Annotated in this window: 18 protein-coding genes; 5 read left to right on the top strand and 13 right to left on the bottom strand. The window is 52.2% G+C overall.

Annotation, left to right across the window (positions count from 1 at the left end; all coding sequences use genetic code 11):
* The first annotated feature begins 141 nt into the window (after positions 1–141).
* On the top strand, positions 142–1,662 hold the full coding sequence (yfcC, locus tag LY264_RS07625; protein ID WP_048224744.1) for a putative basic amino acid antiporter YfcC: 1,521 nt from the start codon (positions 142–144) through the stop codon (positions 1,660–1,662).
* Positions 1,663–1,718: 56 nt separating this feature from the next.
* Here the strand turns inward: yfcC and yfcD are convergent, their stop codons facing one another.
* Genes yfcD through yfcF form a run of 3 tightly spaced genes read right to left on the bottom strand, consistent with a single transcriptional unit; the run spans position 1,719 to position 3,581 of the window.
* A complete protein-coding gene (yfcD, locus tag LY264_RS07620; protein WP_003834775.1) occupies positions 1,719–2,273 on the bottom strand; it encodes an NUDIX hydrolase YfcD in 555 nt (184 codons plus the stop codon).
* A gap of 56 nt (positions 2,274–2,329) precedes the next feature.
* Positions 2,330–2,881 carry a phosphodiesterase gene (gene yfcE / locus LY264_RS07615; protein ID WP_048215855.1) on the bottom strand — a complete coding sequence of 184 codons (552 nt, stop codon included), beginning with the start codon at positions 2,879–2,881 and terminating at the stop codon, positions 2,330–2,332.
* Positions 2,882–2,936: 55 nt separating this feature from the next.
* Positions 2,937–3,581 carry a glutathione transferase gene (yfcF, locus tag LY264_RS07610; protein ID WP_048215854.1) on the bottom strand — a complete coding sequence of 215 codons (645 nt, stop codon included), beginning with the start codon at positions 3,579–3,581 and terminating at the stop codon, positions 2,937–2,939.
* Between the two features lie 134 nt (positions 3,582–3,715).
* Between yfcF and yfcG the strand changes: the two genes are divergently transcribed.
* The 4 genes from yfcG (at position 3,716) to LY264_RS07590 (ending at position 6,269) form a co-directional block, all read left to right on the top strand.
* Positions 3,716–4,351, top strand: a complete 636-nt coding sequence (yfcG, locus tag LY264_RS07605) for a GSH-dependent disulfide bond oxidoreductase (RefSeq protein ID WP_048225819.1) — start codon at positions 3,716–3,718, stop codon at positions 4,349–4,351.
* A 54-nt stretch (positions 4,352–4,405) separates the two neighbouring features.
* The gene (gene folX / locus LY264_RS07600) at positions 4,406–4,768 is read left to right on the top strand and encodes a dihydroneopterin triphosphate 2'-epimerase (protein WP_003028107.1); all 363 of its coding nucleotides are present in this window, start codon (positions 4,406–4,408) and stop codon (positions 4,766–4,768) included.
* Between the two features lie 20 nt (positions 4,769–4,788).
* The gene (locus LY264_RS07595; RefSeq protein ID WP_003834782.1) at positions 4,789–5,682 is read left to right on the top strand and encodes a TIGR01777 family oxidoreductase; all 894 of its coding nucleotides are present in this window, start codon (positions 4,789–4,791) and stop codon (positions 5,680–5,682) included.
* A 71-nt stretch (positions 5,683–5,753) separates the two neighbouring features.
* Positions 5,754–6,269, top strand: a complete 516-nt coding sequence (locus LY264_RS07590; RefSeq protein ID WP_071692556.1) for a GNAT family N-acetyltransferase — start codon at positions 5,754–5,756, stop codon at positions 6,267–6,269.
* Positions 6,270–6,302: 33 nt separating this feature from the next.
* Here LY264_RS07590 and hisP read toward each other — a convergent pair whose 3' ends face one another.
* The 10 genes from hisP to folC form a co-directional block, all read right to left on the bottom strand.
* Entirely contained in the window at positions 6,303–7,076 is a 774-nt protein-coding gene (gene hisP / locus LY264_RS07585; protein ID WP_003028114.1) for a histidine ABC transporter ATP-binding protein HisP, read from the bottom strand.
* Between the two features lie 13 nt (positions 7,077–7,089).
* Positions 7,090–7,797, bottom strand: coding sequence for a histidine ABC transporter permease HisM (hisM, locus tag LY264_RS07580; RefSeq protein ID WP_003028116.1), 708 nt, complete (start codon positions 7,795–7,797; stop codon positions 7,090–7,092).
* Positions 7,794–8,480, bottom strand: coding sequence for a histidine ABC transporter permease HisQ (locus LY264_RS07575; RefSeq protein WP_003028118.1), 687 nt, complete (start codon positions 8,478–8,480; stop codon positions 7,794–7,796). The genes hisM and LY264_RS07575 overlap by 4 nt, the downstream gene beginning before the upstream one ends.
* A 186-nt stretch (positions 8,481–8,666) precedes the next feature.
* Complete coding sequence (hisJ, locus tag LY264_RS07570) at positions 8,667–9,449, bottom strand: histidine ABC transporter substrate-binding protein HisJ (protein WP_003028120.1); 783 nt, start codon at positions 9,447–9,449, stop codon at positions 8,667–8,669.
* Positions 9,450–9,696: 247 nt separating this feature from the next.
* Entirely contained in the window at positions 9,697–10,479 is a 783-nt protein-coding gene (argT, locus tag LY264_RS07565) for a lysine/arginine/ornithine ABC transporter substrate-binding protein ArgT (RefSeq protein WP_043017065.1), read from the bottom strand.
* A gap of 287 nt (positions 10,480–10,766) precedes the next feature.
* Positions 10,767–11,336 carry a UbiX family flavin prenyltransferase gene (locus tag LY264_RS07560; protein ID WP_048224749.1) on the bottom strand — a complete coding sequence of 190 codons (570 nt, stop codon included), beginning with the start codon at positions 11,334–11,336 and terminating at the stop codon, positions 10,767–10,769.
* 96 nt (positions 11,337–11,432) lie between these two features.
* The gene (purF, locus tag LY264_RS07555) at positions 11,433–12,950 is read right to left on the bottom strand and encodes an amidophosphoribosyltransferase (protein WP_003028127.1); all 1,518 of its coding nucleotides are present in this window, start codon (positions 12,948–12,950) and stop codon (positions 11,433–11,435) included.
* Between the two features lie 33 nt (positions 12,951–12,983).
* Positions 12,984–13,472 carry a colicin V production protein gene (cvpA, locus tag LY264_RS07550; protein WP_003028129.1) on the bottom strand — a complete coding sequence of 163 codons (489 nt, stop codon included), beginning with the start codon at positions 13,470–13,472 and terminating at the stop codon, positions 12,984–12,986.
* 213 nt (positions 13,473–13,685) lie between these two features.
* Positions 13,686–14,354, bottom strand: coding sequence for a cell division protein DedD (gene dedD / locus LY264_RS07545; RefSeq protein ID WP_003834793.1), 669 nt, complete (start codon positions 14,352–14,354; stop codon positions 13,686–13,688).
* Positions 14,344–15,612 (bottom strand): bifunctional tetrahydrofolate synthase/dihydrofolate synthase, encoded by a 1,269-nt coding sequence (gene folC, locus LY264_RS07540; protein ID WP_048215850.1) that lies wholly within the window; start codon positions 15,610–15,612, stop codon positions 14,344–14,346. Before folC ends, dedD begins: the two co-directional genes overlap by 11 nt.
* Positions 15,613–15,803 lie beyond the last annotated feature (191 nt).

The following is a 15,803-nucleotide window of genomic DNA, read 5'->3' as shown; positions in this document are numbered from 1 at the left end:
TAGCTGATATTTCCGGTTTTTTATGTCTTTTTCCCCTTTGGCATAATCTGGAACATTTGCCTGGATGCGCTGCATCAATGAATAACTATTCTTCTGTTCGCATACTTACTCTCTTTTGCGTTGCAACAGGGATAGTCTTTCATGTCAGCAGTAACAGAATCACAGCCAGCTAAAAAATGGGCGATGCCCGACACGCTGGTGATTATTTTTTTCGTCGCCATTTTAACCAGTCTGGCAACATGGGTTGTTCCCGTCGGGATGTTCGACAGCCAGGAAGTTCAGTATCAGGTTGATGGACAAACCAAAACCCGTAAGGTGGTTGACCCCCATTCCTTTCGTATTCTGACCAACGACGCAGGTGAAGAGCAGTATCACCGGGTGCAGTTATTCACCACCGGAGATGAACGCCCAGGCCTGATGAATTTCCCGTTTGAAGGATTAACCTCCGGCTCGAAATTCGGCACTGCTGTCGGCATCATTATGTTTATGCTGGTCATTGGCGGCGCATTCGGCATCGTTATGCGTACCGGCACCATTGATAACGGCATCCTGGCGCTCATTCGCCATACGCGGGGCAACGAGGTCCTGTTTATCCCAGTGCTGTTTATTCTCTTCTCCTTAGGCGGTGCGGTGTTTGGCATGGGGGAAGAGGCTGTTGCCTTTGCCATTATCATCGCGCCTTTGATGGTACGGCTAGGTTACGACAGTATCACCACCGTGCTGGTTACCTATATCGCGACTCAGATTGGTTTCGCCAGCTCATGGATGAACCCATTTTGCGTGGTGGTCGCGCAAGGTATTGCGGGGGTACCGGTGCTCTCTGGTTCCGGGCTACGCATCGTGGTCTGGGTGATCGCTACACTAATCGGGCTGACCTTCACGCTGGCCTATGCGGCGCGTATCAAAAAGAATCCGCTTTTGTCCCGGGTACATGAATCCGACAGCTTCTTTCGCGAGCAGCAGGACGAGGTCGTGGAACGACGCTTCACGCTGGGCGACTGGTTAGTGCTACTGGTGCTAACCGCGGTGATGATTTGGGTTGTCTGGGGCGTTATCGTCAACGCGTGGTTTATTCCTGAGATCGCCAGTCAGTTCTTCACGATGGGTCTGGTGATTGGCATTATCGGCGTCGTGTTTCGGCTCAACGGCATGACGGTCAACATCATGGCCTCCTCATTCACTGAGGGTGCACGAATGATGATTGCCCCTGCCCTGCTGGTTGGTTTTGCCAAAGGCATTTTACTGCTGGTCGGTAATGGAGAGGCGGGTGAAGCCAGCGTGTTAAACACTCTGCTGCACAGCATTGCCAATGGCATCAGCGGGCTGGATAACGCCATCGCGGCGTGGTTTATGCTGTTGTTCCAGGCAGTTTTTAATTTCTTCGTCACTTCCGGCTCTGGTCAGGCTGCGTTAACCATGCCGCTACTGGCACCGCTGGGCGATCTGGTTGGCGTAAACCGTCAGGTCACAGTCCTGGCCTTCCAGTTTGGCGACGGATTCAGTCATATTATCTATCCGACGTCAGCATCTCTGATGGCTACGTTAGGCGTTTGTCGAGTGGATTTTCGTAACTGGCTGAAGGTAGGTGCTACGCTGTTGGGACTGCTGTTTATTATGTCCAGCGTGGTGGTGATTGGCGCGCAGATGATGGGTTACCATTAAAAAGTGTGCGTCCGGCCTACTCGATTTCTCGACGCAGTAGGCCGGATGAACAGAGTTTACTCAGCTTCTTCCTGCTTTTCGGCTTTCGCCCCTTCATTCTTGGCGTTGCGGGTCATCCACAGCGCCAGGGCTTTCAGGGAGTCCGGTGTAAATTCGTCGCAGCGCGCGGTAATTTCTTCCGGCGTCAACCAGCAAACTTCACTGACCTCATCTTCCTGAAGCGCAAACGGTCCGTGGGAAACGCAGCTAAACAACCCACCCCATACGCGACAGTTCTGGTCTTCAAAGTAAAACTGACCATGCTCGGCAAACGGCACGCCCGCAATCCCCAGTTCCTCTTCTGCTTCACGACGCGCTGATTCCAGCATCTGCTCGTCAGCCTGAACCACACCGCCTGCGGTGGCATCCAGCATGCCGGGCAAAAAATCTTTTGTCTCAGTGCGACGTTGAACCAGAATTTTGCCCATACCATCATGCACAACGATATACGTTGCACGATGGCGTAAGCGTTGCGCCCGCATTTGTTCCCGGCTGGACTGTGCAATGACTTCATTGTCTTCATTCACAATATCCACCCATTCAGTACTTGCCAAACGACGCTGTTCCACCATCAGGAAACCTTCTTTTTTCTGGCGCTCTTACGGCGCGTTTATGTTTGTGGGGTAAATTACGGATTAATCTCGACCTGTGCAATAACACTTTGATCATTGAGTGCCATTACGCTGAGAACATTATCATCCAGAATCCCGTAACTTGCCGCAAAGCCCCCTTTCGGGATGCTTACCGAGCCGGGATTGAAATGATAGATACCCTCGCGCCGCTCAGCAACCGGCAGATGAGTATGCCCATAAACCAGAACATCGCCCGCATTGAGCGCCGGCAAATTTTGCGGGCCAAAAAGATGTCCGTGCGTCAAAAAGAGTCGCTGGTTTTCTGTCAGAATTTGCTGCCACGGCGCAGTCATCGGAAAATGCAGGAGCATCTGATCCACTTCGCTGTCGCAATTACCACGCACCGCAATAATTCGCGATGCCAGCTCATTCAGCCGTTCAGCAACCTGCGCAGGTGCATAGCCTTCTGGAAGCGCATTACGCGGCCCGTGGTTTAAAACATCACCCAATATCACCAGCCATTGCGCGCCGCTTGCAGCAAACCGCTCGAGTACGCGTTCCGTGGCTGGCAACGAACCATGAATGTCCGATGCGAACATCAGTTTCATCACTCACTCCTCGCTGAAAATTACCTTGTAATGATACTGGATTACGGCCCGTTTTTCAGCAGGAACGCTTCGCTGAAAGCGCGATAAAACGCTGTACTGAAGCGCGCTGCCACTGGAAGGTGGCGTATTCCGCAAGCGCTTCTGGAACCTCATCGCCGTTAAGGACCAGGCGATTAAGCATTAGCGCTAAATCACAGTCAGCGATACACCATTCGCCAAATAAATTCTGCTTACCGTGGCTCAGTAAACTGCTCGCAGTAGCGAACAGTTTTTCCGCACTGGCTTTTCCCGCTTCGCTTAACGGTCCTTTCTTTACGTCAGCAAAAACGACATCTGTTGATCGTTCCTCACGGATAGGCATTAAATCGCTGCGGATCCACGCCTGAACCTGGCGCGCCCGAGCGCGCTTTTGTACATCGTGTGGGTAGATACGCTCCCACTGTGGCGGTGCAAAGCTCTCTTCCAGGAATTCCGTAATCGCTGATGATTCGCTTAGTTCAAAACCATCGATCTCAAGAACCGGTACGCGGCGCGTCAAGGCGTAACCTTGCCATGAAGGATGCAAGTGTTCACCACTATTGAGATCAACGGTTTTCAGCGTAAAAGGTAGCCCTTTCTCTTGCAGAGCAACATAAACAGACAGCACGTAAGGGGAGAAAAAATTGGCATCTGACCACAGCGTAATTGCAGATTTGCTCATAATGTCCTCTGAAGTGTATTGGCTTGCTTTCAAAATATAGAGTCTTTCTCTCGCTGTCACTTGATGAAAACTCACGCACGCCAACAGGCTCTATACTTGTAATGACCCGGTTCATGACAAAACGGATGCTGAAAATGATCGATCTCTTTTACACGCCATCGCCAAACGGTCACAAAATCACGCTGTTTCTTGAAGAGGCACAGCTGCAATACCGTCTGATTCATGTCGATATCAGCAAAGGCAGCCAGTTTCGCCCCGATTTTCTACTGATCTCGCCGAACAATAAAATCCCGGCCATTATCGATCATGCGCCGGAAGATGGCGGAAGGCCCATCAGCTTGTTTGAGTCCGGAGAAATTTTACTCTATCTGGCGGAGAAGAGCGGTAAGCTGCTCAGCGGTGAATTACGCGAACGCCACACCACACTGCAGTGGCTGTTCTGGCAGGTCAGCGGTCTGGGTCCCATGCTGGGGCAGAATCATCATTTCAGTCATTACGCTCCGCAAACGATCCCTTACGCTATTGAAAGATACCAGGTTGAAACCCAGCGCCTGTACAACGTGATGAATAAACGTCTGGAAACGTCACCCTGGCTGGGAGGCGATCACTACAGCATTGCTGACATTGCCTGCTGGCCGTGGATCCACGCCCATCAGCGTCAGCGCATCGACCTCGACAATTACCCGGCGGTCAACAACTGGCACGAACGCATCCGTACGCGTCCCGCCACGGAACGCGCCATGCAGCAAGCACTGAGTGAGAAGCGGTGACGCAATTCGGTTCTCGTGTATCATGCAGAGGTTCATACATGGAGGAAACCTGCAATGTCACAACCTGACGCCATTATTCGTATAAAAAACCTTCGTCTGCGCACCTTTATCGGCATCAAAGAAGAGGAGATCCTTAATCGCCAGGATATCGTCATCAACATTGCCATTCACTATCCGGCAGACAAAGCCCGTACCAGCGAAGATATCAACGACGCGCTGAATTATCGCACTATAACCAAAAGCATCATTGCCCACGTGGAGGGTAACCGCTTCTCATTGTTAGAAAAATTAACTCAAGATGTGCTCGATATCGCACGCGAACATCACTGGGTCACTTATGCTGAAGTGGAGATAGATAAACTTCACGCATTGCGTTACGCCGACTCAGTATCAATGACGCTGAGCTGGCAGCGCTAAAACGTAACCCGGGAGGCGACATGCAGATTCTGATTACCGGCGGTACTGGCCTGATTGGACGTCATCTGATCCCCTGCCTGCTGGAACTGGGGCATCAGATAATCGTAGTGACACGTACCCCTGATAAGGCTCGTCAGATTCTCGACTCTCGGGTCACGTTATGGAAAGGACTGGAAGAGCGGCAACATCTCAATAATATTGATGCCGTGATTAACCTTGCCGGAGAGCCTATTGCAGATAAGCGCTGGAGCGCACAGCAAAAGGAACGCTTGTGCCAGAGCCGTTGGGGCATTACGCAGAAACTGGTCGATTTAATCAATGCCAGCGAGACGCCGCCCTCAGTGTTAATCTCCGGTTCCGCTACCGGTTACTACGGCGATTTGGGCGAAGTTGTGGTTACGGAAGAAGAGCCACCGCATAACGAATTTACCCACAAGCTGTGCGCCCGCTGGGAGCAAATTGCCAGCACTGCGCAAAGCGACAAAACCCGCGTATGTATGCTGCGTACCGGCGTGGTACTGGCCTCAGCAGGCGGCATTCTGGCAAAAATGGTCCCGCCGTTTCGTCTTGGCTTAGGCGGCCCGATCGGTAACGGACGCCAGTATATGGCATGGATCCATGTTGATGATATGGTCAACGGAATTATCTGGCTGCTGAATAACGATCTACGCGGTCCCTTCAATATGGTTTCGCCATACCCGGTGCACAATGAGCAGTTTGCCCACGCGCTGGGTCACGCTCTGAACCGCCCTGCAATTCTGCGCGTTCCCGCCACCGCTATGCGACTGCTGATGGGGGAATCGTCAGTACTGGTCCTTGGTGGACAACGCGCATTGCCCAAACGCCTGGAAGCTTCCGGTTTTACGTTTCGCTGGTACGATTTAGAAGAAGCGCTGGCGGATGTCATCCGATAACCCCTATGCACTATTCACAGTCGCCGTTGTGGTGGTAAGGTTATAGACCAGATTTCCGCAATGGCGACGTTATGGCGATAATATCGACTCCCCGACTTACCCTCTCTTTGTTTCAATTTTCTGACTGGTCATTTTTCCAGAAACTCCGTGAATGTCCTGAAGTCATGCGCTATATGGGCAACATCGCCCCGGCGAAAGATACGCGGCTGTTATTCGCCAGACGTCTGGCCGCACAGCACACTTTCGTCATCCGCGAACATAACAGCCCGATGCCACTTGGCGATATTGGTCTGCAAATCAGCCATCTTTACCCGCAGGAAGCCGACCTCGGCTACGCCATCATGCCACAGGCTCAGGGGAAAGGTATTGCCAGCGAAGCCGTGCGCGCGGTGTGCCAGTATGCCTTCGAGCATGCAGGTGTGACGGCGATAAACGCATACGCGCTGGCGGATAACAAGGGTTCAATCCGTATTCTGGAAAAGACAGGCTTTGTACGTACGCAGGTACTGGAAAAGGCGTATGAGATTGACGGCATCGCCTACGACGACTGGGTGTTTCGGCTGGAGCGCGACGCGCTAAAATTGTAAGCCCGGAAAGCATAGCGCCTCCGGGCTGTTGACTTACTTCAGCGATCCTTTAAGGAACTGCTGCAAACGCGGGCTTTGCGGATTACCGAATACCTGCTCCGGGTCGCCCTCTTCCTCAATTTTCCCCTGATGCAGGAAAATCACGTGCGTGGAAACATGACGGGCAAACCCCATTTCGTGGGTCACCACCACCATGGTTTTCCCCTCTTCAGCCAGCTGTTGCATAATGCGCAGCACTTCACCCACCAGCTCAGGATCAAGCGCTGACGTAGGTTCATCAAACAATAACACTTCCGGTTCCATCGCCAGCGCACGGGCAATGGAAACACGCTGCTGCTGACCACCGGAGAGGTGCACCGGATATTTGCCCTGTGCGCGCTCATCAATGCCCACTTTAGCCAGATACTTCACCGCACGGTCGCGAGCTTCCTGCTTGCTCAGCCCCAACACCTGAATCGGCGCTTCCATGACGTTTTCCAGCACTGTCATGTGGCTCCACAGATTAAAGTGCTGAAAGACCATCGTCAGACGCGTACGCAGCAGGCGTAGCTGATTTTTGTCCGCAACCTTCAACTGGCCGTCTTTGTCGCGCACCAGACCAATGTTCTGACCGCTGACTACAATCGACCCGGCACTCGGTTTCTCGAGAAAGTTAATGCAGCGCAGGAAGGTACTTTTACCGGAACCTGACGAGCCAATAATGCTGATAACATCACCCGCGTTGGCCTGCAGCGATACCCCTTTCAGCACTTCATGTTCGCCGTAGTGCTTATGTAAATCGATAACGTTTAATTTATTTTCAGACATCGTGTTACTCGAATCATTTAGAGGATACATGCTGCAACCAGCGTTTTTCCGCTTTACGGAACAGACTGATCAGGACATACGAAATAATCAAATACAGCACAGCGGCAATACCGAAGGCGGTAAACGGCTGATATGTTGCCGAGTTGATATCGCGAGCGATTTTCAACAAATCTGGCACAGTGGCCGTAAATGCCAGCGCCGTGGAGTGCAGCATTAAAATGACTTCATTGCTGTATGCCGGCAGCGCAATACGCAGCGCGGAAGGTAAAATAATGCATCGATACAGTTTGAATGACGAGAAACCGTATGCGCGCGCAGCCTCAATCTCACCATGAGGCACGGAACGAATAGCCCCGGCGAAAATCTCCGTGGTATAGGCGCAGGTATTCAGCGTCAGCGCCAGCACGGTGCAATTCAGCCCGCTGCGGAAAAACGCGTTGAGGAAGTCCGTGCCTTTAACTATCTCCAGCGTATACATCCCGGAATAAAACACCAGTAGCTGAACGTACAGCGGCGTCCCACGAAAAATATAGGTGAACAGCCAGATGGGAAACTGGATAAATTTATTACTGGAAACGCGACCAATCGCCAAAAAGAGTGCCAGTATTCCGCCCATCACTACTGACGAAATCAAAAGCCACAGGGTGATAGCGACGCCAGTGTAGCGATATCCGTCGGTCCACAGCAGGGACTTCCAGTATTCCTGAATAATCTCGATCACAGGTCAGCCCTCTTCACACCCACGGAATAGCGGCGCTCAAGGTACAGCAGCACACCATTAGAAACAGTGGTAAACACCAGATAGATGACCCCGCACACGACGGCAAAATAGAACGGCTCCCAGGTACTCTTCCCGGCAAGCTGAGTCGCTTTCACCACGTCTTCAAGTCCAAGCAACGATACCAGCGCCGTAGCCTTAAGAATAACCTGCCAGTTATTGCCGATTCCCGGTAAGGCATAACGCATCATCGCCGGGAACATAATGCGACGAAATATTTGTGAGCTGGTAAAGCCAAACGCCGTCGCGGCTTCAATATGGCCTTTTGGTACAGCCATAAACGCACCGCGAAAAGTTTCGGTAAAATAGGCGCCGTAGATGAATCCAAGGGTGATAATGCCCGCAACCATCGGATCAATATCAATCTGGCCGATACCGATGGCATCGGTAATGGTATTCAGCGCGATTTGTAATCCGTAGAAGATGAGCAGCATTAAGACCAGATCGGGCACGCCGCGGATTAGCGTTGTGTACCCTTCGAAAATAAGTCCCATTGCCCGGCTTTGCGACAGCTTTGCTGCTGCGCCGACAAGACCTATCAGAACCGCCAGTACCACCGAGCTGAGTGCCAGCTCCAGCGTAACAATTGCGCCCTGTAAAATAACACCTGAAAAGCCATACAACATGCTGCCTGTCCTGTCGTGTGTGGTGGAGTAGTAAGCCTCTTTTGATTTCAGACTAACCGTTAAATGCCGGATGGCGGCCTTGCCTTATCCGGCCTACAAAATCACCGTAGGCCGGATAAGCGCGGTGCCATCGGGCATAAATTCAACGCGTCAAAAATCTACGGGCTTTATCAGCACCTGCGGTAATTAACCGCCGTAAACATCAAAATCGAAGTACTTTTTCGCCAGCTTCTCGTAAGTACCGTCAGCTCGCATTTCGGCAAAGGCTTTATTCAGCGCTTCGCGCAGTTCGTTATCGTCTTTGCGCAGCCCCATACCGGTACCCACGCCGAACAACTTCTCGTCTTTCACAGACGGGCCGCCGAATTTGTAATCTTTACCGACTGGCTGTTTCAGGAAGCCTTCGCTGGCCGCAACTTCATCCTGGAACGCGGCGTCAATACGCCCGGCAGTCAGGTCAGAATAGATATTGTCCTGCCCCTGATAAGAGACAATCTCAATACCTTTTGGCGCCCAGTGTTCGTTGCCGAACGTTTCCTGGGTAGTGCCCTGCAGCACACCAACACGTTTGCCTTTCAGCGACTCAATGGTCGGCTGAATAGCAGAATCTTTAGCGACAACCAGACGCGAATCGGCTGCATAAAGCTTGTCGGTAAATGCGATTTCCTGCTGACGTTTTTCAGTAATGGAAAGCGAGGACATGATGGCATCGATTTTCTTCGCTTTTAGCGAAGGGATCAGCGCGTCCAGCGGGTTTTCCACGAAGGTACATTGCGTATTGATACGTTTGCACAGTTCTTTAGCCAGATCGATATCAAAACCGACTAATTCACCCTGCGCATTCTTCGATTCGAACGGCGCATAAGTAGGATCGGTACCGATACGAATTTTTTGCGGAATGGCTGCAAATGCTGCGGTAGCACTGGAGAAAGCCAGAACCAGAGAAAGAGACAACACCAGTTTTTTCATAACTATCCTCAACAGACTGTCTTTTATAGGGGATCTTTACAGGACCAGGTGCAGTTATCGTGCCATTAATCAGGCCGACAAGGCAAAGCATTCTACCCTGTCGGCGGTATTTATTTGCATGAAAAGCGCTTAAGTATGCACTCATGCTTATTAAGTCAGCGATAAAAGCACCAAAACAGTGCACTGAATTTATTATGCACCGAAATGGTTACCCGCAATGGTGCAGTCAATTCCCCACGCCGCTGTATTAATCGCCGTAGACATTAAAATTAAAATATTTGCTCGCCATTTTGTCGTAGGTGCCGTCTTTACGCAGTTCGCCCAGCGCTTTGTCGAAAGCGGCTTTCAGCTCTGCGTCATCTTTACGTAAGCCAATCCCGGTTCCGTCGCCAAAGTATTTTTTATCTTTTACTGAGGGACCGGCAAAGACGTAGTCCTTACCAGCAGGCTGCTTCAGGAAGCCTTCGCTGGCCGCGACTTCATCTTGCAACGCCGCGTCCAGACGGCCCGCCGTCAGGTCAGAATAGATGAGGTCCTGGTTCGCATAGGCCACCACGTCCACGCCTTTGCTGCGCCAGTTGTCATTGGCATAGGCTTCTTGAGTCGAGCCTTGCAGGACGCCAACGTGCTTGCCCTTCAGGGAGTCCAGAGTCGGTTGAATCGGGGAACCTTTCGCGGCGATCAGACGTGAGTCTGCAGCGTAAAGTTTGTCTGAAAATGCAATCTCTTGCTGACGCTTCTCGGTGATAGAAAGCGAGGAGATGATGGCATCGATTTTTTTCGCTTTCAGCGACGGGATCAGCGCATCAAAGTCGCTGGCAACCCAGGTACATTTGATCTGCATGCGCTTACACATCTCATTTCCCAGATCGATATCAAAGCCGACGAAGTCGCCTTTGGCATCTTTAGAGGAAAAAGGTGCGTACGTTGTATCTGTACCAATACGAACCGTCTGCGGAAGTGCTGCGTAGCTGGCCGCGGTGGCGGAGAGTCCTACCAGCAAAGACAAAGCAAGAACCGTCTTCTTCATACATAACCCTCAAGTGGCGTAATTTTATTATGTTTTACGTTGTGTTGTGTGTTTGCAGACTTTTTCATGCAGGTCTTATGCCATTTTCGCGTCGATGAGGATATTCGACGTTAAATATGTTAATAAAACGTTGCAATAATGTCCTGATTTTGAAGATAGCAGGTCTGGCGGTTGAACCGCTGCGTTTCGTTGAGTTTTAACGAATTAAATGTTGAGGATATGATCGCGGTTACAAAATTGCCCTGAAACAGGGCAACGGATGATTCTTTGCACGCTGATGGAACGGCTTACGCCCCTTGCCAGCGGGTGAACAGATCCTGCGGAAGGGTAATATCAAACTGGTCAAGCACGCGATTAACCGTTTGATTAATCACATCATCGAGCGTTTGCGGACGATGATAAAACGCCGGGACAGGCGGCATAATCACCGCGCCAATTTCTGCCGCCTGCGTCATCAATCGCAAATGCCCCAGATGCAGCGGCGTTTCGCGTACACACAGCACCAACGGACGGCGTTCTTTCAACACCACATCCGCCGCACGGGTAAGCAACCCATCGGTGTAACTGTGGACGATGCCAGAAAGCGTTTTGATTGAACAAGGCAGAATAACCATTCCGGCGGTCTGAAAAGAGCCGGAGGAGATACTGGCGGCGATATCACGGCTATCATGATTCACATTTGCCAGCGCCTGCACGTCGCGCACAGAGAGGTCCGTTTCCAGCGCCAGCGTCTGCCGGGCAGCGGCACTCATCACCAGATGGGTTTCCACATCGCTAACGTCACGCAAAACCTGCAGCAGGCGCACGCCGTAAATTGCCCCGCTTGCGCCAGAAATACCAATGATGAGTCGTTTCATGTGTAATCGCCCTTACTTGCTCAGGGCCGACTTTGCAGGAAATTACGGTGAGTTGCAAGCAAGGGCGCAGGTTGCGCCCTTGCTTGCGAGCAAACATTAACCTTCGTTGTGCATCTCAAGGTTTTCCGCTTCGTTCTGACGCAACACCGCTTTGGCATCGTCATTACGCAGGGAGTCGAGGAAATCGAGATATTGCTGGTCGACGTCTTTGGTAACGTACACGCCGTTAAACACTGAACATTCAAACTGCTGAATATCCGGGTTCTCAGCACGGACAGCTTCAATCAGATCGTTCAGATCCTGGAAGATCAGACCATCTGCGCCGATTATCTGGCGAATCTCGTCCACTTCACGACCATGCGCAATCAGCTCCGTCGCCGTAGGCATATCGATGCCATAAACGTTCGGGAAGCGAATTTCCGGGGCGGCAGAGGCCAGATACACCTTTTTCGCGCCAGCTTCACGCGCCATCTCGATAATCTGTTCTGAGGTGGTGCCACGCACGATGGAGTCATCCACCAGCAGCACGTTTTTATCACGGAATTCCGCACGGTTAGCATTCAGCTTACGGCGCACAGATTTACGACGCAACTGCTGGCCCGGCATGATAAAGGTACGGCCCACATAGCGGTTTTTCACAAACCCCTGGCGGTACGGCTTACCGAGAATACGGGCGATTTCCAGCGCGATATCACAGGAGGTTTCCGGGATTGGGATTACTACGTCGATGTCCAGATCTTCCCACTCACGGGCAATTTTTTCGCCAAGCTTAGTCCCCATATTCACACGGGCGCTGTAGACGGAAATCTTGTCGATAAAGGAGTCAGGACGTGCGAAGTAAACGTATTCAAACAGACATGGATTGCTCACCGGGTTATCGGCACACTGACGGGTAAACAGCTGGCCTTTTTCGGTGATGTACACCGCTTCGCCAGGTGCTACGTCGCGCAGGAATTCAAAGCCCAGCGTATCCAGCGCTACGCTTTCAGACGCCACCATGTACTCGGTACGGCCATCGCCAATATCGCGTTTGCCCATCACCAGCGGACGGATACCGTTAGGGTCGCGGAAGGCAACCATACCGTGACCGATAATCATCGCCACGCAGGCATAGGCGCCGCGAATCTGGCGGTTGGTTGCCGCAATGGCCGCAAAAATATTGTCGGCTTCCAGCGGGTAATGGCGGAAGTTATCCAGCTCGCTGGCGAAAATATTCAGCAGAATTTCAGAATCTGAAGTGGTATTGATGTGGCGGCGCTTTTCTTCAAACAGCTTTTTACGCAACTCATGCGCATTGGTCAGGTTGCCATTGTGGGCAAGCGTAATGCCATACGGTGAGTTGACGTAAAAAGGTTGAGCTTCGGAGGCGCTGGAGCTGCCAGCCGTTGGGTAACGCACATGACCGATGCCCATATTGCCCTGCAAACGCTGCATATGGCGCGCTTCAAAAATATCGCTCACCATTCCGTTTGCTTTACGCAAGCGGAAGCAGTTGTTGGCATCAATGGTGATGATGCCCGCAGCATCCTGACCACGATGCTGGAGCACCGTTAACGCGTCATAAATCGACTGGTTTACCGGCATAACACCGGCGATACCGACAATACCGCACATACGTCTTTTCCTCGTTCAGCAACGACCCAAAGTTTATACTTTGGGCAAGAAACTTGACGAGCTTTGCAGATAGTCAAAGAACCATCTGATGATGAAACTGAACTGCGGGATCAGCTGTGACTTACCCCAGTCTTCACTTTTCGACAGACCGGTAAAGGTATCGAGAAAGAACAGTATGGCGGCGACGATCAACGCTCCACGCAAAGCACCGAAGCAGATCCCCAACACCCTGTCGGTACCCGACAGTCCTGTTTTCTCTACCAGTTGGCCTATCACAAAGTTAACGATAGCGCCGACGATAAGTGTCGCGATGAACAGTATCGCGATAGCAATCCCATTTCGAACCAGTTCGTCTTCAAAGCCCGTAAACCAGACAGACAGGTAAGTGTAGTAATGGCTGGCGACAAAGAAAGCACAACCCCAAGTCACCAACGATAATGCTTCACGAACAAAGCCACGGATCAGGCTAACCAGACAGGAAAAACCAATCACCGCGATAATGGCGTAATCAATCCAGACCATATGTGTCCCACGATTTTACGCCCTGTCGTCCTGTTCGGGGCGCATTCTAACAGAAAAAGAAAACGTTTGCGTAGGGATTTCCTTTCCACGCGTAAATAAAAATGGCGCTGAAAAAATCTTCAACGCCATACGATTTTATGCCTCTTCGGACACTGCCGGATGGCGGTGTAAACACCTTGTCCGGCCTACATCAGAGCAACGTAACGCAATCCCTTAGTTAGGGGTATACCCCATCACCACCCCGCTCAAACCAGAGATCTTCTGCAGCTCGCCCAGCGAGTTCTTCAGCTTATCTTTGGAGGCGTCAGGCCCTACGAGAATGCGGGTTATTTTACCCTGCACCGGCGTTGACGGGGAAGTATATACCCGGAAGCCCGCGCCACGAAGTTTACCCACGATCTCATTGACCTTATCCGCGTTTTTCAGCGCACCGAGTTGTACAACGTACGCTTTGCCGGTTGGCGCTGGCGCTTCCTCAGCGGCCGGTTTCGGCGCTGGAGTCGGTGCCGGTGTTGGCGTCGGGGCGACGGCAACAGGCTGCGGTTTCGGTTTAGGTTTCGGTGGTTCCACAGGCGCAGGGACAGGATCTAACTCCGCGCTGTTTGCCGTCGTCAAACGTGATGGATCCAACGATGGCGCGGCAGCATCACCCGCACGCACCTCTTCTGCCGCCCCTTCCGGCGGCTGAGTCGGCAGTGCCTGCGTTGCTGCAGGCATCATGTCTGGTTCATCGCGATCGCCGGGTTTAGGCACCAGTGGGATCGCTGCAAATTCATCCTGATAATGCTTTTTCTGCCCGTCAAGCAGCCCGGGAAGCACAATCACCCCGAGCGCGACCAGCACAATTGTGCCGACTAATCGATTCTGAAACTTACTCGCCACCGCTTCTCCCCACGTCTATTACTTCCATGACATGTGCGACAGTGTGAAACGATCCACACACCAACACGGTATCTTCTGGCTTCGCCTCAGCAAGTGCCGCAGTCCATGCCTGCGCCACGCTGTCATAAGCGTTGCCTTTGCCCAGGTGCTCCAGCAGCTGTTCTGCCGTTGCACCACGCGGCCCTTCCAGGGGCGCACAGTACCAGTCGTCAACCACGCTTTTCAGCCAGGCCAACGTACCGGCAATATCTTTATCATGTAGCATACCGATAACCGCAAGTACACGCCCGCTTTTCACTAACTTTTTCAGACGTCCGGTCAGATACTCCGCCGCATGCGGGTTATGGGCAACATCAAAAATCACCCGCGGCGACTCGCTCACAATCTGGAAGCGTCCCGGTAAAATCGCTTGTTCGATACCGTCACGAATGGCCTGCTCGCTGACGTTAAGACCACTTGCGCGCAGTGCAGCCAGTGCGGTTGCAGCATTAGGTTGTGGCACCTGCGGCAACGGCAGGTGCGCCAGCGTTCCATGAGCATCAGTAAACGACCAGTCGTTCTCCGTGACCGCATAGCGCCAGTCCACACCACAACGTTGCAAAATCGCCCCGCTCTCCTGAGCGACATCCGCGATGGTGTAAGGCATTTCCGGTTCGCCGACGATGGCCGGTTTCTCTGCGCGGAAAATCCCTGCCTTCTCACGACCAATACTTTCGCGATCCGGGCCCAGCCAGTCAGTATGGTCAAGCGCAATACTGGTGACTACTGCGACATCGGCATCGACGATATTGGTGGCGTCAAGGCGGCCGCCTAACCCCACTTCCAGAATAACAACATCCAGTTGGGCCTGTTTAAACAGCCAGAGTGCCGATAACGTACCGTATTCAAAGTAAGTCAGGGAAATGTCACCACGTGAGTCTTCAATCTCAGCAAACGAGGCGGTATGAGCTGATTCCGGCAGTTCACGCCCCTGCACGCGCACGCGTTCCGTGTAGCGCACCAGATGAGGCGAACTGTACACCCCAACTTTATAGCCTGCCGCAGTCAGCACAGATTCCAGCGTACGACAGGTTGTGCCTTTCCCATTGGTTCCTGCCACCGTAAAAACAAATGGCGCAGGTTTCAACACACCCAGTTTACGCGCCACCTGGCTGACGCGTTCAAGGCCCAGATCGATGGTTTTACTGTGCAGATTTTCAAGATAAGAAAGCCACGACGCCAGGGGCGACGCGGCTTGAGGGATACGTTTATTGTCCATGATGCCTGTAGATTCTTTACGTTGAGAAAAGCAAAAGGGCAGCGCCAACCGGCCTGCCCTTTTTTACACGTCGTTTTCCACGTTGCAGATGTGTTGGCTGTACTCGCTCTCCCGAATCACTTAACGGTGTAAGTTCATCGGGATTAACACTCTTGTCGCCTGCCTGCAACCCGAAACCCATAGCGTAAACT

This window comes from Citrobacter portucalensis (assembly GCF_023374935.1).
Classification (GTDB): Bacteria; Pseudomonadota; Gammaproteobacteria; order Enterobacterales; family Enterobacteriaceae; genus Citrobacter; species Citrobacter portucalensis.
The sequence above is the reverse complement of the archived record's forward strand: the minus strand, read 5'-3'. Positions and strand labels throughout refer to the sequence as shown.